The following is an 18,772-nucleotide window of genomic DNA, read 5'->3' on the forward strand; positions in this document are numbered from 1 at the left end:
GAAAAAATCCTGCATCCTTGGTGTTGCAGGATTTTTTTGCGTATGGGGCATTGTAATCCTATTGAAAAAGACATTTAATGAAAAATACGTTAGAATTAAATATTAAAGAACTACACGACCTGATAGAAAGAAGGGGTATAGATGAATTTTAAAGTGTTAGTTGTAGATGATGAAAAACCAATTGCAGATATACTAAAATTCAACTTAGAAAAAGAAGGATACAACGTGGTTTGTGCTTATGATGGGGATGAAGCCATCGATCTTGCACTTCAAGAGGACCCTGATATTATTCTCCTTGATATTATGCTGCCAGGTAAAGACGGTATGGAAGTTTGTCGAGAAATTCGTAAAACAAAAAACATGCCGATTCTAATGCTAACAGCCAAAGATTCGGAGATCGATAAGGTTCTTGGTCTGGAGCTCGGAGCAGATGACTACGTAACCAAACCGTTCAGCAATCGTGAAGTGATTGCTAGGGTAAAGGCAAACTTACGACGTCATCAGCAAGAGCCTGAGGAAAGCGGAAGGGCAAACAATGATATTCAAATCGGGAAACTGGTTATTCACCCTGATGCCTACACAGTTACAAGAGACGGTGAACAGATTGAACTGACTCATCGTGAATTTGAATTGCTTCACTACCTGGCAAAGAATATTGGTCAGGTTATGACGCGTGAGCATCTTCTTGAAACGGTCTGGGGATATGATTATTATGGCGACGTGCGTACAGTGGACGTAACTGTCAGACGATTACGTGAGAAAATCGAAGAGAACCCAAGCACACCTATGTGGATCGTTACCCGTCGTGGAGTGGGGTATTATTTGAGAAACCCTGAACAGGAGTAGCTTAATTATGAAAAAGGTGGGGTTTTTTCAATCCATACGCTTGAAGTTTATTATCATTATTACACTCCTGCTTTTGTTCCCGATTCAAGTCATCGGAGCTTACTTTTCTCAGCAACTTGAAGAGAAATTGAAGCAGAACTTTGAAGAATCTATAACGAATAATGTCGATATATTGAATATTCAGTTGGAAGATGCATTCTCAAAAGAACGAAAAGAAGAGGCCCCCTCCCTTGAAGAAGATGTTCAGGACATCCTTCAGGGGTTTGATGCTGAGAATATATCAGAACTATTAGTTGTAAACAATAAAAGCCGTGTGATTGCAGCTACGGAAGATTCTGATAAGAGTAAAGTAGGAAAGAGGCTTCCACTAACTGAAATACAACGGACACTGATGCTTGGGACGGTAGACGCAGATACGAAGGTGAACCAAAAAGGTGAACGGGTTTTAGTTCGAACCTTTCCAATTTACCAAGAAAAAGAAAAGGATAATCAAAACGGAGACCAGAAAGTCGTTGTAGGTGCGATCTATCTCAAAGCTTCTATTGAAAAGGTCTATGGGCAGCTCCAAGACATTAACCGCATTTTTGCAAACGGAACTTTCCTTGGCGTATCCATTTCTGTGCTATTAGGTATTGTTATTGCAAGAACCATTACAAAGCCGATTACTGAAATGAGGAAACATGCAAAAATCATGGGTGCCGGAGACTTCTCTCAGAAAGTCAATGTCTATGGACAAGATGAGATTGGACAGCTGGCTGTTTCGTTTAATGAACTGAACGATAAACTGAAAATCTCCCAGGCAACAACGGAAGGGGAGAGGCGAAAACTAAGCTCAGTTCTTTCCAATATGACAGAAGGCGTTATCGCTACCGACCATACTGGGGCTATCATTCTCATGAATGAACCTGCATCGAGACTTCTCGGCCAAGAAATTGAAGATGTACAAGGCCAGCCTTTATTGAATGTGTTAAATATTCATAAGCGCCTTAATAGTATTACAGATCTAAAAGATCAGGAATCCATTATTATTGATTTTAGTGAAGATGAACAACAGCTTTTACTTAAGGCAAGCTTTACGGCCGTTCAATACGAAATGGAACAAATGAATGGGTATATCACCGTCTTAAGTGATGTAACAGAACAGGAAAAAATTGAACGAGAACGAAGAGAATTCGTTGCAAATGTCTCACACGAACTTCGTACACCTCTTACAACCATGAAGAGCTATTTAGAAACTCTAACAGAAGGTGCGTGGGAAGATAAAGAAATTGCCCCGCGCTTTTTAGACGTGACTCAAAACGAAACAGAACGTATGATTCGTCTTGTTAATGATCTATTACAGCTCTCTAAAATGGACAATAAAGATTATAAAATGCACAAAGAGAAAGTTAATTTTATTGGGTTTTTCCAAACGGTTGTAGAACGCTTTGAAATTAATCAAGATGATCATATTAATTTTGAGCGGCAATTACCGGATAAAGAAGTTCAAGTATGGATCGATAAGGATAAAATGACCCAAGTATTGGATAACATCATTTCAAATGCCATTAAGTATTCTCCAGAAGGAGGAACGATCGGCTTTCAATTAGAGATCAATGAACATCAACAGAAATTAGAAGTATCGATCTCTGATGAAGGAGTTGGGATTCCTAAAGAGAAATTGGAAAAGGTGTTTGAACGATTTTACCGAGTTGATAAAGCCCGTGCCAGGAACCTCGGAGGTACAGGTTTAGGTTTGGCTATTTCCAGGGAAATGATCGATGCTCACGGGGGCGAGATTTGGGCTGATAGTAAAGAAGGGAAGGGGACAAAGGTTACCTTTACCCTGCCGTTATTGAAACAATATGAGGGGGATGAAGAGTAATGTGGGAGTACTTAAAGTCAATTATATTAGGGCTCCTCGTAACCATTAGTCTATTGGTTACGTTTGCCCTTTGGACCTATCAACCTGAATACGATGACATTAATAATGGAAGCCCTATTTTAGAGGCGGAGACGAAGTTGAATAACGGTGTACAGCAAAGCGTATCGGATATTATTAAGCCAGAATTGTTATTGTTTCATCAGGATGAAAGACATTTTTCATTAAAGAGTTGGAATGAAACAAAAAATTTATATGAAAAAATAGTCAAGTGGCCATTAACGGATATCAATTTGGTCTCTAAGGATGTGATTGAGACCGAATCATCTATTGAAATTGTTTACCCTGCTGGAATTCCACTTAGCACATTAGCTAGTACCTTTACGATCGGTGGTGAAGCAGAGAAAGATGTCAAAGAAATGAATATGAATATTGATCAAATCTTTATTTCTTTCACACAGAATCAATCTAAGTATTATGATGTTTACTTTGTTTCACGGCAAAGTGGTACAGCTTATAGTGCTGTTATTCGTAATTTTGATGTATCGAATGCTGTCGAGAAGTATTTAACAGGTTCGAATAGTGAAATGGAATATTTCAGCGTGGACAACTATTTCGGAAATCCGGTCTATTTGCCTGAATCCCAAGTTACGTTACCTGTTCTTCCATTTCAAGCTCAAAAGTTAAATGTGGAAACGATGAAAAATGTTTTGTTTAATAATCCAAAACTCGTCAAACGGAATTCAACGTACGGGGAAACATTTTACAATATAGACAACCGGTTAATGAAAGTTAGTGAAAATGAGAGACATATGAGATTTGAGCAATTTCAAACCGATGAAACCAACGAACTGTCTCGGCAACAATTAATTAAGCAAAGTTTGAATGATATAAACGACCACAACGGTTGGACAGCCAACTCCTCCTATCATTTATTCGATATTCGAGATAATGTTATTGATTACCGAATTTTCCAGGATGGATATCCTGTTTTAGATGGGGGAAAAGAGCTAAGTTTAAAGATTACCCAAACATGGCGAAACCAGGACCTTGTTGAGTATGAAAGACCTCTTATCCAGCTTAGGTATCCCATCCTAAATCCGAATCAACATGACGATATTTTATCGGGGAGAGAGATTTTACCTTATATTGAGGATCAGTCATTTGAAGATATTAAGATTGGGTACAGAGTGGAAATAAAAGGTCAACAAGAGCTCGTCATTTTATTAGAGCCGGCATGGTTTATAAAATATGTAGGACAGGACGATTGGGAAGAGCTTGTGGATGAAGGGAGCACAGAATAATGCAATGGGGACAGATTAAAACGCTATTTATTCTATGCTTCTTAATATTAGATGTCTTCTTGGTCTTTCAATTTATGAATAAGACAGAGCAGGCTCAACTTGGACTTCTAACGGATACAAGTTTAGAGGAACAGTTAAAGACAGAGGATATCCAACTGAACAATGTACCTAAAGAAGCGCCAAAGAAATCTTATATTTCTGCTAAACGATATGCCTTTAAAGAAGAAGACAAAGAGGAATTAGAAGAAAACGAAAACCAAAAACCTGAGATTTATGGGGAAGATAACAATATATTGATATCTGTTTTTGAGGAGCCAGTTGCCGTTGATCTAGAAAGCAGTGATGAGACAATCGAGGGTACCATTAACAATAAGATCTTATTTGGAGATGAGTATCAGTTCTGGGATTACAATGAGAAATACAATGTCCTGATTTTCTTTCAACGCTTCAAGGAAGATCCCATTTATTACAATGAATCGGGCATTGTAATGGCTCAATTGAACGAAGAAAAGGATGGCATTACAGCTTTCGTCCAAACCCATCTAGATGATTTGAAGAGTACAGAGGAGAAGATAGACCTCGTTAAACCAATCCAAGCCATCGGTAATTTATTCGATAAAAATAAATTATACAGTGGAGATGTGGTGTCAAAGTTTGACGTTGGCTATTACACCTTAGTTCCGCTTGAGAACGGAGACCGGGTTTTCTCTCCTACTTGGAATATTAAAGTGAATGAGGATCAAAACTTTATTATCAGTGGCCTCGAAGGTCAGTATATTTCAACGGACGAAGATGAATTTGTAAATGAAACAATGTCTAGCATAAGTAAGCAAATCGATTTGGAACAATCAATTTGGGGTGGAGGATCATGAGTATGCACTTTAGCGTACTGGCATCCGGAAGTACCGGCAATGCCTTTTATATCGGTACTGAACAACAGAAGTTACTTGTAGATGCCGGGTTAAGCGGGAAACAATTAGAGCGTGTCATGTCTCAAGTAGACGTAGATCCGCATGATTTAAATGGCATCCTTGTAACTCACGAGCATAGCGATCACATTAAAGGTTTAGGCATACTCGCGAGACGGTATAATTTACCGATCTATGCGAATGAGAAAACGTGGAAAGCAATGGAAGGTCAGATTGGGAAGATCACAACAGATCAGAAGTTTGAGTTCTCTATGGAAACTGTGAAAGCTTTTGGCGACCTTGAAGTTGAATCATTCGGAGTTTCTCATGATGCGGCAGAGCCAATGTTTTATGTGTTTCACCATAATGGCAAGAAAGTAGCTTTAGTGACGGACACGGGATATGTATCTGAGCGAATCAAGAAGACCGTTGAAGACGCTGATGCTTATATATTTGAATCCAATCATGACGTGGAGATGCTCCGAATGGGAAGGTATCCATGGAATGTTAAACGACGTATATTAGGTGACAAGGGGCACGTTTCTAATGAGGATAGTGCACTGGCATTAACAGATATTATTGGCAATTCAACAAAGCGTATTTATTTAGCCCATTTAAGTCAAGATAATAACATGAAAGATCTAGCGCGTATGTCCGTAGGGAATATGTTAAAAGAACGTGGTATTCCTTTAGGGAATGCGATTGACTTATTTGATACCGACCCGAATCATGCTACACCCATCTATACGCTGAATGACGTTTAGAAAAAGTATGGGGAGGTAACGGGGAACTAGTATAGATCTAGTTCAGAAAGGATTGAAGGCTAAATGGGCTACTATGATGATCAAACCCCTTCAGGCAATCAACACAAGCGTCCTGGCTGGATTATGCCGACGGTTGTAGGTATTATCCTTGGTGCTGTGTTAATCATGTTAGCGTTACCCGCTCTTATTCAATCGAATCTCTTGCCATATGATTTATCCTCACAAGAGAATAAACAAGTGCAAGCAGATGAAGGAGAAAGTAATAATACGACAACAGAAAATGTGAACTTGGATGTTACTACTCAAGTTACAGAGGTAGTAAGTGATGTGCAAGAGGCCGTTGTAGGCGTTGTGAAGATTCGCGAATCCTCAGGTTTATTCCAAGAGCAACCATCTGGTGGCGAGGCAGGCACAGGTTCTGGTGTTATTTATAAAAAAGAAAACGGCAAAGCCTATATCGTAACCAATAACCATGTGGTTCAAGGTGCTGACCGAGTGGAAGTTTCTTTAATTGACGGAACCCGCATTGAAGCGGAGTTAGTTGGAGCTGATCCATATACAGATTTAGCTGTTCTGACCGTCGAAGATTCAAAAGTGGATAAGGTGATTGAGATTGGCGACTCGTCCCATGTAAAAGTGGGGGAACCAGCGATAGCTATTGGTAGCCCACTAGGGTTGATGTTCTCTGGATCTGTTACGAAAGGGATTATTAGCGGAAAGCAAAGGGCGATCCCTCAAGATTTCAATGGAGATGGACGAATGGATTGGCAGGCAGAAGTGATGCAAACGGATGCTGCAATTAATCCAGGGAATAGCGGCGGTGCCCTTATTAATATAAAAGGCCAGCTTATAGGAATCAACTCCATGAAAATTGCTAAATCAGCAGTAGAAGGAATCGGGTTTGCTATCCCTATTAATAATGCTGTTCCGATTATGGAAGACATAGAAGAAGATGGAGAAGTTACTCGACCATTTATGGGAATCGGAGCGGTTTCTTTATCTGAAGTCCCTCGTTCTCAACAAAGGGAAATCTTAGGTTTACCTAAAGAGGTTGATGGTGGTGTTGTGGTTGATAATGTACAAACCGCTTCTCCAGCTGACCAAGCAGGACTTCAGCAATATGATGTCATTACCCAATTAGACGGTAAAGACATTCAAAGCATCGTTGATTTACGTAAACATTTGTATAAGGATAAAAACGTTGGTGACAAAATGTCGGTTACATTCTTCCGTAATGGACAGCAGCAAGAAGTTACAATGACGTTGTCCAATCAAAGTTATTAAGAGAACAAGAAGCGGGGGCTGATGTCCCTGCTTTTCCTATTCTTAAATAAGGGAGGTGTGGAGTTTGAAATTATTTGTATGTCAGGATCATGTTGATCGGGGGATTGATGTCATTGTGGATGAGTGTGAAACTTTCCCGAACTTAGATCAACTTAATAAAGATGAACAATTATCCACAGCGTGTGAATACTGTAGTGAGTCTGCTACATATATAGTGGCGAACGCAGGTTCTAATACCAAATAAAGTGATTCATTTGTGTATATGTGGATAACTTTGTGTATAACTTGTTTATATACCCCTTTCCCTTGTTAGTATCACAAGAACTTTAAGATTGTGGATAAGTATGTTGATAAGTTGGAATAGTCGTACAATTTTGATAAGAAGAGTAAAGGAAAACGTCAGTTTCTTAATAGAAACTGACGTTTTTATATGCTAAGACTAAAGGTCCCATCCCTAAGAACTAATCAGATTTTGAGACATTCATTTTGCTTAAATTCAGCAAAGAAAATAATAAATCAGGACAAATTGTACTATTACTTTCTTGTTATAAAACCGGAATAGTTACAAAAAAGTAGTGGAGAAGGTTCGTGTTGGTCTATGAAACGTGAAGCTTTTGAGTAAACCTAGACGATTGAAATAAACTGTGGATAAATATCTCCTTAATTTATGCAAAGAGATGCGTGTGTTAGAAATTCTAAAAAACAGCCCCATGAAGAACCCTTTTAAAGGGATCCTTTATTTAGTGGGTTTAATTTCTTCTCCGTTTTCACCTTTATAGCGAAGCCCCCAACCTGTCAGGGCCGAAATAAACATCACTAGTAATAGAAACCATCCTTGAAAGACAAAAGGAAATACTTCCGTAGGACCTACGACAGGTAGAAATTCATATTCCTTGGCTGCTCCTTTTATAGTTGCCCAAGCTAACAATACACCACCACTCCATGGGAAGATGTAGCCTAAGGATGACGAAACAGTATCAAGGAAATTGGCTCTTCTGTATGGATGTATATTAAACTCTTCCCCAATTTTCCGAACAAAAGGTCCTGCCGTAATTTCAGCAGCGGTGTTAATGGTTATAAATACATTTAAAAAGGCTACGATGGCGAAAATCGAAAGTTCAGCACGTCGGACAATTCCATCTATAATTTTTAAAAAGAAGTTTTTAATGGCTTCCATCGTACCAGCTAGCTCCATTAGGTGAGCGGCTGCTAATATAAATAGAATGAGGATCGCCATATTAAAATATCCACCGATTCCGTTCATTAATGCGCCTCCAATTGCAGCTTCCCCTGCTTCGTTGCGATAGATATAAAGTACTTTACGAAGGGGGACTCCAATTATAATGATCATGACAATCGAGGATACAATTCCTATTGTTAATGATGTTAATAAGTGGCGTCCGGAAAGAGCCAAAAATAATACAATAGCAAATGGAATGAGCATCAATAAACCTGTAGGTGTTACTTGTTCTTGAAGCTGAAGAAAGGCTTCTTTATTGCTTGATTGCTCGCCTCCTCCTAAAATAACAAACAATATCAATGCAGGTATAGCTGCTGTAATGGAATACTTAAACCGAGAGCGGACTACTCCAGGTACATCCGCTTCCTGAGTTGTAGCTGAAACGATGGTGGTGTCCGATACAGGGGCTAAGTTATCACCAAATACAGCTCCGCTTAATATAGCTGCCAGTAATATAACGGGGTCAGCCCCTAATATAATTCCTGCAGGAAACATAAGTATTCCGAACGTTGCTACAGTCCCGTACCCTGTTCCTACGGCTGTTGAGAATACACCAGCCAATAGGAAGGTTAATCCTACAATAAAGCCACCTTCAAGGCCTGTCTGAAATCCAACCCAAATTAGACCTTCTACCAGTCCTCCGGCCGCTAAGAGTTTAGCGAACATCCCTGCCCAAAACCAAGCAATGACTGCAATAATTCCTATCGGTTGAGCCATTCCCTCTACTAATCCTTGGGCGTAATCTTTCCAAACGGTTTTACAGAAGAATAGGCCGAGTGCGACGCCGATTACCATACCCAAAACAAGGGCTTCCTCTGTAACCAGCTTTGTCACACTTAAAGAGATGGCCCAAATAATAAAAAACACAAGCGGGATGGTAGCGGTAAATGGGCCTCCGTAGAACGCCAAATGCTTAATGTCTTTTTTGCCAACGGCTTCTTCTGCATCTTGTCGTTGCTTTTTATCGTCTTCGTTCATTTGAGTGCTCCTTTTTCGTATCTATTCTGGTTCAATCTGAGACACACCCGTGTTAACGGCTGCATCTATAACGGCTTGGCGAATAGAGGGGACGACTTCCTTGTTAAACACACTCGGAATAATATATTCGGCGTCTAACTCCTCTTCTCCAATAGTTGAAGCAATTGCTTTAGCCGCGGCAAGCTTCATTTCATCATTAATTTCCGTAGCGCGACAGTCTAGTGCCCCCCTGAATATACCTGGGAAACACAATACGTTATTTACTTGGTTTGGATAATCGGATCTCCCTGTAGCAATAACAGCTGCATAAGGCTTTGCTTCTTCTGGTTTTATTTCTGGATTCGGATTGGCTAAAGCAAATATGATTGGATCCTTGGCCATTTTTTTAATATCAGCTTTGGTTAATAGTCCAGGCGCTGAAACACCTATGAACACATCAGCATTCTTTATGACCTCGCATAGTTTTCCCTTTTCCTGCTTTGGATTGGTTTTTTGAGCGAATTCATTCCAACCGGGACGATCGTAGTTTTGATTGCAATGAAGCGCTCCCTCAACATCGACGCCTATAATCGTTTTCGCTCCTGCTTTTAGTAGCATGTTGGTAATGGCCATACCTGCTGCACCAATCCCACAAACGATAATTTTACAGTCCTTGATAGGCTTAGAAACGAGTTTGAGGGCATTTAACAATCCGGCTAATGCAACAATAGCTGTGCCGTGCTGATCGTCGTGAAACACTGGAATGACTAATTCTTTATTTAGGCGTTCTTCAATGGAAAAGCAGTTTGGAGAAGCTATGTCTTCTAGGTTAATCCCTCCAAATGTGGGCTGGAGTGCCTTAACAATTGTAATGATTTCTTCAGGATCTTGAGTATCTAGACAGATAGGGTAAGCATCAATATCAGCGAATTGCTTGAATAGCATGGCTTTTCCTTCCATGACAGGCATGGCTGCTTCTGGTTTAATCTTTCCTAAACCGAGAACTGCGGTTCCGTCTGAAATCACTGCCACAGCATTCTTCTTAATGGTATAGTCGTGGGCTAGTTCTACATTTTCATCAATTGCTTCGCACACTCTAGCTACCTCAGGTGTGTAAACACGCGACATATCATCACGGCTATCAATTTTGATTTTAGGCATAATGTGAATCTTGCCACCTGAATGAGCGAGGAAAGTACGGTCAGTGGTCTGTTGAATCGTAATCCCTGTTAACTTCCTTAATTCAGCCGTAATACGATTTTGAACCTCTTCCTGATGAATGTTAATACTTAGATCCCGTATAGTAGAGTTTCTATTTTCCTTAATAACATCTATGGCGACAAGATCCCCGCCTGCTGAACTAATAACAGTAGCAATCTGACCGAAAGAAGCTGTCTTCTTATCAAGTTTCAGTCGCAATATAAAGCTTATACTCGATTTGCTCATGGGTATGAATGTCCTCTCTGTATGAATAGTGTTCTTATCTTTCCAAATGAAACAATAAATATGACGAATGTTTACATAAGGAAACGTAAATGGTGACACATTACTAATATGTAAATGTACGAGAGGTAGGGAAAAGCTATGGAAAAACATAAAGCAGAAGCAGATATTTCTACACATGATCAAAATCCATATACGATTGTAAAACAATTACTCAGTGAATCCGTGGAACAGTTAGGGTTAGATGAGAGCATCTATCACATCTTAAAGAAACCGATGAGGGTGATGGAAGTATCAATTCCTATTCGCAAAGAGGACGGTTCTGTTGAGAACTATACAGGCTATCGTTCACAGCACCTTGACGTACTAGGGCCATGTAAAGGGGGAATACGCTTCCATCCCTCTGTAACCCTTGATGAAGTAAAGGCTCTATCGATCTGGATGTCCTTGAAATCAGCCATTATTGAGTTACCCCTCGGAGGAGGGAAGGGGGGAGTGATTGTAAACCCGAATGACTTAAATCAAAGAGAGTTAGAAGAGCTAAGTAGAAGTTACATTCGGAAGATTACACCTGTCATTGGCCCAGAAAAGGATATACCTGCTCCGGATATGAATACAACTCCTGAAATTATGGCATGGATGATCGATGAATACGACAAACTACGTGGTTACAATATACCAGGGCTCATTACAGGCAAACCGATCATTATAGGGGGATCTGAGGGGCGCCTTGATGCTACGGGACGTGGAGTGGTTATTCATATAAGAGAAGCGGCCAACGCCCTTGATATTGACCTATCAAGAGCTACAGCTGCATTACAGGGGTTTGGAAATGTAGGAAGCGCAACAGCTAAATTCTTACATGAAACCGGCGTAAAAGTAGTAGCTGTAACAGATGTGTCGGGTGGAATATACAAAGAAGAAGGATTAGACATCCCGGCTCTCTTAGAATTTATAGGGGAGGGGAATGTCATTGCTGACTTTGAACATTGCACCTCCATTTCAAACGAAGAGATGTTTGCACTCCCTGTAGACATCCTCATTCCAGCTGCATTAGAAAATCAGATTACAAAAGATACAGCACCTAAAATCCAGGCAAAAATCGTTGCTGAAGCCGCTAACGGTCCAACTACACCAGAAGGAAACCGTATTTTAGAAGAAAAGGGGATCTTTATTATTCCGGATATCCTGTGTAATGCCGGAGGCGTAACCGTATCTTACTTTGAATGGGTCCAAAATACGATGAATTATTATTGGAAAGAAGAGAAAGTGAACACAGAACTTGAAGAGAAAATGATTGCTGCCTTTAAGCGAGTATACTCGATGAAAGAGGAGAAAGGCTGCGAAATGCGTCAGGCAGCTTATATGGTGGGGATACGCCATCTTGTACTAGCACTTAAAGCGAGAGGTTGGATACAAAATGGAGATCTCTCTAAGTTATAAGACCTAGTCACATTCTGGTTACTCGAGACGAATAGATATAAACATGAAGAGAGAAGGTTAAATGCTTCTCTCTTTCTTTTATGGTTTGTGTTTACAAAAATGTGTACATGTATACAATTACGTAAACAAGTATACGGAAAACGTAAACATTAAGTAAACAAAAGTGTATACAAGTACACAAAAGCGTATACATGTTGATATAACAGTATGTGTACAGATTTCGTATACATGTAAACATAAACCGTACACATGTATACAGAAATGTCGACAAAAGAAGACATTGACTGTTGTCTAAATCTTCTATATCTTTTAGGTATCGGATAGAGACTCTAGTCATTAACTTCAAAAAAGAAGGGGAGCTAGTTTCATGACAAATTCAAGAATTGCAGCTGTTGATGTTGGTAATGATGCCCTAAAGGCGTTATTCGGTAAGTTAGATTCGGAGCTTTATATTCCAAACGTGATTGCTAGAGATATTGAAGATCGTCCTGTAATAGGAATAGAAGAATTAGACGAAAAGGATCCTGTAGATAATCTACATATCCGCGTGCATTCGCCTGCCTTAAAGGACAATAATGCGATTTACCGTGTAGGAAATCTAGCAACAAAGAGTAGTAACTCTACTGAATTAGATCCAGGAAGTAGTAAGTCTGAAGAAGATCAGACATTGGTTATGCTGTTTGCCTCATTAGCCCTTGATGCAGTATCAAGAGAAGACGATACTAGAAAGCATCATGGAAATAACCGAAACGTTGTGGACGCTAACTATACGCTTGGAACAGGACTACCTCTTAGAGAAGTAAAAGAAGGAAAAGACGTAGGCTATCGCTCTCAGTTACTCGGTTCTGTTCACCAGGTCGAGTTCCTTGTAACACCAAAGTATCAGGGTATGAAAGTAAATCTTAAATTTGATGAAGTAAAAGTATACCCAGAAGGATTCGCAGCGTTCGTCAATCTTGTCATGGATAACGATTTAAATGTGATCAATAAAGACTTAATTGATAAGCAAATCTTAATTCAAGACATTGGTGGATTATCAACGGATATTGCCGTGATTCGTAACCGCAATGTAGATGATGATAAAGCACAAGGGTTTAACCTTGGAGTGGCTGAATCATTAGAAGCCATCCGTGATGAAATCCGGACAAAACATGGCGTAGAGTTAGACAGTCGTCGTGATGTGGTCGATATCATTACGCGTAAAAATGATCGACACCACATCATGGTGAAAGGAAGTCGGACAAGCGTCCATGATATTACAGATCGTATTCTTTTAGAATTAGCGAAGAAGCAATACCGCTATCTGCGCAATGTTTGGCAGCGAAATTCTCAGTCTGAAATTTGCTATTTCGTTGGCGGCGGTTCTGCCGTTTTAAAAGATTACTTAAAATCCCTCAATAATAGTCTGGATGGATTTAATATTGAGTTCTTTGAAGACGAAAATGAAAGCATTTGGATGATGGCGAATGCTTATTACAAACTAGTATCTGATTTCGTTAGGAAAACAAAGAGAGATAAAAAACAGGAGAAGCAAAAACAAGAAGCGACTTCTGCTAAGTAGATAGGAAGATTTCATGGGAGATTCCAAAAAAGGTATTCAAAGAGGCCAGGCAATCACATTCCGTATTCCTTCAGATACACCGGATTATGTATTGAAGCAACTCCAACATTTAAAGGAAACGGAAAAACGCAATTTCTCAAGCCGAATTGCTCAGTATGTTATGCAAGGGGTATCAGAAACGCGTTCTAAGGAGAAAGAGACCGTTACGGTTTCATTACCAAAATCATTAACGAAAGAACAGCGGAATTGGCTTAAACATGAACATTCAGAAGCTTTAATGGGTAGTATACTCTACCAATTGCTTATGGACCCAATTCGGGCTACCTCTCTTTATGCGTCGTTACACAACAACGCTTATGATTTTGATGATGTTCTAGAGCTTCAAGAACAAGTGGAGTCAGCCATTCAGGCAAAGTCTTACGCTGTAGCTTCTGGGCAAGATAACGCGTCCTCCTATACAAACGACTGGCGAGAAAATGAGTCACCGGCTGAGGATAACTGGACGACTGATGATGATCTTGATGATATTAATCTTGATCACTTACAAGAGGAGATCCATAAGGAAGAGGAAAAGGTGGAATTCGACGAAGATGATCCACTAGCAGACTTCTTCTCCTCCATGAATAAATAAGAAATCACCCCAAAGTCATCTGTGACTTTGGGGTTTTTTATACTCTAACACTGTTTCATGATACGATAAACGTAAGAAATAGACCGAAGGAGTATAACTATGAAGATCACCATTATTTCTGTTGGAAAACTAAAAGAAAAATACTTAAAACAAGGCATCAGCGAATATGAAAAGAGACTGGGAGCTTATGCCTCGATCGATTTAATTGAAGTTCCTGATGAAAAGGCTCCTGAAAACCTAAGTGAAGCCCAAATGGAAGAGGTGAAGCAGAAAGAAGGAGAGCGCATTCTTGCTAAGGTTAATCCTGATGCTCATGTCATTACGTTAGAGATTGAAGGAAATATGCTTACATCTGAGAAACTGGCGAAACAGTTGGATCAGCTGGCTACTTATGGGAAGAGCAAAGTAACCTTTGTTATCGGAGGGTCATTAGGTTTAAGTGAAGAAGTGACTGCGCGCTCAGACTTCGCTTTATCGTTCTCGAAAATGACGCTCCCCCACCAGTTAATGAGGCTTGTGCTTTTAGAGCAAATATATCGTGCGTTTCGGATTAATCGGGGGGAACCGTACCATAAATAAAGAAGAGCTTACATGCTTAAACAAGGAGGTACATGATGATGGAAACAGTCTATATAGCTGGTGGATGTCTCTGGGGCGTGCAAGAATTCATCAAGACACTCCCTGGCGTTACATCTACAGAAGCGGGAAGAGCGAATGGGACGAGTCCTACACTCGGAGGGGACTATGACGGCTACGCTGAATGTGTCAAAACAACATTTGATCCGGCGGTTGTAAACATAAAAGATTTAATGGGGTATCTCTTTGAAATCATTGACCCCTACAGCCTGAATCAACAAGGGGAAGATGTAGGCGTGAAATATAGAACAGGTGTGTATAGCGAGGCCCCTGAGCATTTGGAAGATGCACAAGCGTTTATAAGGGAAAGAGAGGACGCTAGACGTATCGTAGTGGAAGTTTTACCACTTACTAACTATGTAAGAAGTGCGGAAGAACACCAGGATCGGTTAACCAGATGTCCGGGAGATTATTGTCATATCTCTGAAGATCTATTAAATAAATACAAGCGGGTTTAACATCAAAGAAGCAGTGCGGTATTGAAAAGTAATATAAAAAACGAGGAGAGCTTAAGGCTCTCCTCGTTTTTTTATTACCTAGCATAGTTCGCATGAAATACACGAGAGATTATTTAAGAAATTGAAAAACCTTTCTCTTCTTCCACTCCATTATTCTCTGTAAATTCATCAAGGAGAGCACGGACTTCATCAGTTGATTCAGTGCTCATCAATTGATTTCGTAACTCGCTTGCTCCTCGGAAGCCTTTAACATAAATCTTAAAGAAGCGGCGAAGTGGTTTGAAGAGGCGCGGCTCTAATTCCTCTGAATATTTATCATGAAGATCGAGCTGCAAACGTAGAAGATCAAGCAACTCCTCACTGGTATGCTCTTTCTTCTCTGTTTCGAAGCAGAATGGATTATGGAAGACTCCTCGTCCAATCATAACCCCATCTACACCATATTTCTCAACAAGTTCAAGCCCCTTCTGACGGTCAGGGATATCCCCATTAATAGTTAGAAGTGTATCAGGAGCTACTTCGTCACGAAGCTTCTTAATCTCAGGAATCAGCTCCCAGTGAGCATCCACATTACTCATCTCTTTTTTCGTACGGAGGTGGATGGAGAGGTTAGCTATATCCTGTTCTAAAAGGTGTCGAAGCCAGTCGTGCCACTCCTCGACTTCTGTGTAACCTAGGCGGGTTTTTACACTTACAGGAAGGCCTCCTGCTTTAGCCGCCTGTACAATTTCCGCTGCAACATCCGGACGGCGTATGAGTCCGCAACCTTTCCCTTTTGTAGCAACATTCGGTGCAGGGCAACCCATATTGATATCGACTCCGCGATATCCCATTTCAGCCATTCCAATGCTCATTTGTCGGAAGTATTCAGGTTTATCTCCCCAAATATGGGCAACAATCGGCTGTTCATCCTCTGTGAATGTCAGACGGCCACGAACGCTATCTTTGCCTCTTGGATGGCAGTAGCTTTCCGTATTTGTGAACTCTGTAAAGAATACGTCCGGCCTTGCTGCTTCACTCACGACATGACGAAATACAACATCCGTTACAGCTTCCATCGGTGCCAAAACAAAAAACGGTCGCGGCAACTCATGCCAAAAATTATCTTTCATACTATATCTGAACCCTTTCCTTAAGGGAAAACAAGTTCCCAAAGTTAAAAGTGAAAATGTTTTTTTCTAATTCGTTTCCATTTAGAATAGAAAGCAATCATTATATACTTTAATAGTATCCAACGAAAAGTGCAAGGGAACGAATCTCTTCGTTGGATGAGACACGCTACTTTCGGTATATGTTAAAATTTTCAGTGTGTTTGATAACAAAATAAAAGTTGAGAATAGATTGTAGATAGGAGAGATCAAAAGTGAAAATTTCAAATGAAGCTAAAGAACAAATTCTACAAATAATCGATGAAGAGGAGTCCTCCAACCTTAGAATATTCGCTGCAGGAGGGTGTGGAGGAACCCAATTGGGGATGGGACTTGAAGAGCCGGCTGAGTCCGATCTTATAACTGAAGTCAACGGCATTCGGGTTTCCATAGAATCTTCTATGCAGGATATAGCGAAAGACATTGAATTAGATTTGGAAGAATCAAGCGAAGGTGTCGATTTTATTATTAAGGGGCTTCCGCATACTGAATGACGTGAAGTATGATTATTTAGCTAAGAAATGGGAAATGATAAAGTATAAAAGTTTCGTTTAAATGGTTCACCGTAATTGGTTTTACAACTCTCATTACAACCGATTATAAAGTGGGTATTGCAATAGAATTAATTTTCAATATTTTTGGAAAGTGATACACTAGTAGTAGGTTATAAAATACTAGAAAAGATGAGGCACCCGGGGCGGGATGAAATGTTTCCTCTTTTCTGTAAGACATAGGGAGTATGGGACTATGAGTAAAAACTATGAAAAAACCGACGCGATCCTGATTGGTGCAGGAATTATGAGCGCTACGTTAGGATCATTGCTGAAAGAATTAGTGCCAGAGTGGAAAATTAGAGTATTTGAAAAGTTAAACAGTGCAGGAGAAGAAAGTTCGAATGTATGGAACAATGCGGGTACGGGACATGCGGCTTTATGTGAACTCAACTATACAAAGGAACAATCCGATGGCTCCATTGATATTTCAAAGGCCATTAAAGTGAATGAGCAGTTCCAAGTATCCAAGCAATTTTGGACGTATTTAATTCAGAATGATCGCATTAAGAAACCACAAGAGTTTATTATGCCATTGCCTCATCTGAGCTTTGTGCAAGGGAAGCAGAATGTTGAATTCCTGAGAAAGCGCTACCGAACGATGTCAGAACACCCTCAGTTTCAGGGTATGCAGTTTTCTGATAATCAAGAAGAGTTGAAAGCATGGATGCCTGTCATGATGGAGAGTCGTAATCCAGAAGAAGCGGTTGCTGCTACGAAAATGGACTCAGGAACAGATGTGAATTTCGGGACCATTACGCGTAAAATGTTTGATTATCTAGAAGCAACAGATGTAGAGCTTAACTACCAGCATAGTGTACAGAATTTAAACAGACTTGAGGATGGATCCTGGGAAGTGAAAGTATTAAACCAGGCTCAAAACCGAATTGAGTACCACGTTACGGATTTTGTTTTCATTGGGGGAGGCGGAGGAAGTCTTCACCTTCTTCAGAAATCAGGTATTCCAGAGTCTAAGCACATTGGTGGTTTCCCGGTGAGCGGTCAGTTTTTGGTTTGTAACAATCCAGAAGTTGTGGAGAAACACAATGCGAAAGTATACGGGAAAGCAAAAGTAGGGGCACCGCCAATGTCTGTTCCTCATTTGGATACTCGTTATATTGATGGAAAGAGAACCTTATTATTCGGTCCATTTGCTGGCTTTTCTCCGAAGTTCCTTAAGAAAGGTTCGTTTCTTGATTTATTTACATCTGTTAAAACAGATAATCTTGCGACCATGTCAGCAGCGGGGGTAAAGAATGCTTCACTTACTAAGTATTTAATTGAACAAGTGGTTCAATCTAAAGAAAAGCGGATGGAAGAGTTAAGAGAATTCATCCCTGACGCTAATAGTGGTGATTGGAGTCTGTCTGTCGCTGGTCAACGTGTGCAGGTCATAAAAGACACGGATGACAGTGGGAAAGGAACGCTTCAGTTTGGAACGGAAGTTGTTCACTCCTCTGACGGTTCCATTGCTGCCTTACTTGGAGCTTCACCAGGGGCCTCTACAGCTGTTCAAGTTATGCTTGATCTGATGGAGAGTTGCTTCCCTCAACAGATGGAAGAGTGGAAACCGAGAATCCAAGAGATGATTCCTTCTTACGGGTTAACATTAGCTGACCACCCTGAGCTTCTCAAGGATATTCATAAGAATACAGATCAAGCACTTGGTTTAAATAAACGACCTCTTTATAGTTATCTTTCAGAGGAAGAAAACGATATAAGTCAGACTTCTTAAGA

At 40.2% G+C, this 18,772-nt stretch carries 17 protein-coding genes; 14 read left to right on the forward strand and 3 right to left on the reverse strand.

Going from position 1 to position 18,772, the window contains the following annotated elements:
• Positions 1-141: 141 nt before the first annotated feature.
• The 7 genes from yycF (at position 142) to LQ226_RS18035 (ending at position 7,211) form a co-directional block, all read left to right on the forward strand.
• On the forward strand, positions 142-846 hold the full coding sequence (gene yycF / locus LQ226_RS18005) for a response regulator YycF (RefSeq protein ID WP_231419437.1): 705 nt from the start codon (positions 142-144) through the stop codon (positions 844-846).
• 7 nt (positions 847-853) lie between these two features.
• Positions 854-2,710: a cell wall metabolism sensor histidine kinase WalK gene (gene walK / locus LQ226_RS18010; RefSeq protein WP_231419438.1), complete on the forward strand. Its 1,857-nt coding sequence runs from the start codon at positions 854-856 to the stop codon at positions 2,708-2,710.
• Complete coding sequence (locus LQ226_RS18015; protein WP_231419439.1) at positions 2,710-4,011, forward strand: YycH family regulatory protein; 1,302 nt, start codon at positions 2,710-2,712, stop codon at positions 4,009-4,011. The genes walK and LQ226_RS18015 overlap by 1 nt, the downstream gene beginning before the upstream one ends.
• Positions 4,011-4,883, forward strand: coding sequence for a two-component system regulatory protein YycI (locus tag LQ226_RS18020; RefSeq protein WP_231419440.1), 873 nt, complete (start codon positions 4,011-4,013; stop codon positions 4,881-4,883). Before LQ226_RS18015 ends, LQ226_RS18020 begins: the two co-directional genes overlap by 1 nt.
• Positions 4,880-5,683, forward strand: coding sequence for an MBL fold metallo-hydrolase (locus tag LQ226_RS18025; RefSeq protein WP_231419441.1), 804 nt, complete (start codon positions 4,880-4,882; stop codon positions 5,681-5,683). Before LQ226_RS18020 ends, LQ226_RS18025 begins: the two co-directional genes overlap by 4 nt.
• A gap of 63 nt (positions 5,684-5,746) precedes the next feature.
• Positions 5,747-6,967, forward strand: a complete 1,221-nt coding sequence (locus LQ226_RS18030; protein ID WP_231419442.1) for a S1C family serine protease — start codon at positions 5,747-5,749, stop codon at positions 6,965-6,967.
• A gap of 64 nt (positions 6,968-7,031) precedes the next feature.
• A complete protein-coding gene (locus tag LQ226_RS18035; RefSeq protein ID WP_231419443.1) occupies positions 7,032-7,211 on the forward strand; it encodes a CxxH/CxxC protein in 180 nt (59 codons plus the stop codon).
• Between the two features lie 492 nt (positions 7,212-7,703).
• Here the strand turns inward: LQ226_RS18035 and LQ226_RS18040 are convergent, their stop codons facing one another.
• Entirely contained in the window at positions 7,704-9,185 is a 1,482-nt protein-coding gene (locus LQ226_RS18040) for a Na+/H+ antiporter NhaC family protein (protein WP_231419444.1), read from the reverse strand.
• Between the two features lie 21 nt (positions 9,186-9,206).
• A complete protein-coding gene (locus LQ226_RS18045; RefSeq protein WP_231419445.1) occupies positions 9,207-10,610 on the reverse strand; it encodes an NAD-dependent malic enzyme in 1,404 nt (467 codons plus the stop codon).
• A gap of 138 nt (positions 10,611-10,748) precedes the next feature.
• Between LQ226_RS18045 and LQ226_RS18050 the strand changes: the two genes are divergently transcribed.
• The 5 genes from LQ226_RS18050 to LQ226_RS18070 all read left to right on the forward strand — a co-directional run bounded on the left by LQ226_RS18050 (position 10,749) and on the right by LQ226_RS18070 (position 15,336).
• Positions 10,749-12,050, forward strand: a complete 1,302-nt coding sequence (locus LQ226_RS18050; RefSeq protein WP_231419446.1) for a Glu/Leu/Phe/Val family dehydrogenase — start codon at positions 10,749-10,751, stop codon at positions 12,048-12,050.
• Between the two features lie 367 nt (positions 12,051-12,417).
• A complete protein-coding gene (locus tag LQ226_RS18055; RefSeq protein WP_231419447.1) occupies positions 12,418-13,611 on the forward strand; it encodes a ParM/StbA family protein in 1,194 nt (397 codons plus the stop codon).
• Between the two features lie 13 nt (positions 13,612-13,624).
• Positions 13,625-14,242, forward strand: coding sequence for a hypothetical protein (locus tag LQ226_RS18060; RefSeq protein ID WP_231419448.1), 618 nt, complete (start codon positions 13,625-13,627; stop codon positions 14,240-14,242).
• Positions 14,243-14,341: 99 nt separating this feature from the next.
• Complete coding sequence (rlmH, locus tag LQ226_RS18065) at positions 14,342-14,821, forward strand: 23S rRNA (pseudouridine(1915)-N(3))-methyltransferase RlmH (RefSeq protein WP_231419449.1); 480 nt, start codon at positions 14,342-14,344, stop codon at positions 14,819-14,821.
• 38 nt (positions 14,822-14,859) lie between these two features.
• Positions 14,860-15,336, forward strand: a complete 477-nt coding sequence (locus LQ226_RS18070) for a peptide-methionine (S)-S-oxide reductase (RefSeq protein ID WP_231419556.1) — start codon at positions 14,860-14,862, stop codon at positions 15,334-15,336.
• Between the two features lie 113 nt (positions 15,337-15,449).
• Here the strand turns inward: LQ226_RS18070 and LQ226_RS18075 are convergent, their stop codons facing one another.
• Positions 15,450-16,448: a tRNA dihydrouridine synthase gene (locus LQ226_RS18075; RefSeq protein WP_231419450.1), complete on the reverse strand. Its 999-nt coding sequence runs from the start codon at positions 16,446-16,448 to the stop codon at positions 15,450-15,452.
• A gap of 251 nt (positions 16,449-16,699) precedes the next feature.
• On the opposite strand from LQ226_RS18075, the gene LQ226_RS18080 reads away from it, so the two are divergent.
• Together LQ226_RS18080 and mqo are read left to right on the forward strand one after the other, a co-directional pair.
• Positions 16,700-16,978, forward strand: coding sequence for an adhesin (locus tag LQ226_RS18080; RefSeq protein ID WP_231419451.1), 279 nt, complete (start codon positions 16,700-16,702; stop codon positions 16,976-16,978).
• Between the two features lie 253 nt (positions 16,979-17,231).
• Positions 17,232-18,770: a malate dehydrogenase (quinone) gene (mqo, locus tag LQ226_RS18085; RefSeq protein ID WP_231419452.1), complete on the forward strand. Its 1,539-nt coding sequence runs from the start codon at positions 17,232-17,234 to the stop codon at positions 18,768-18,770.
• Positions 18,771-18,772: the final 2 nt, after the last annotated feature.

The organism is Pontibacillus sp. HN14, assembly GCF_021129245.1.
Classification (GTDB): Bacteria; Bacillota; Bacilli; order Bacillales; family BH030062; genus Pontibacillus.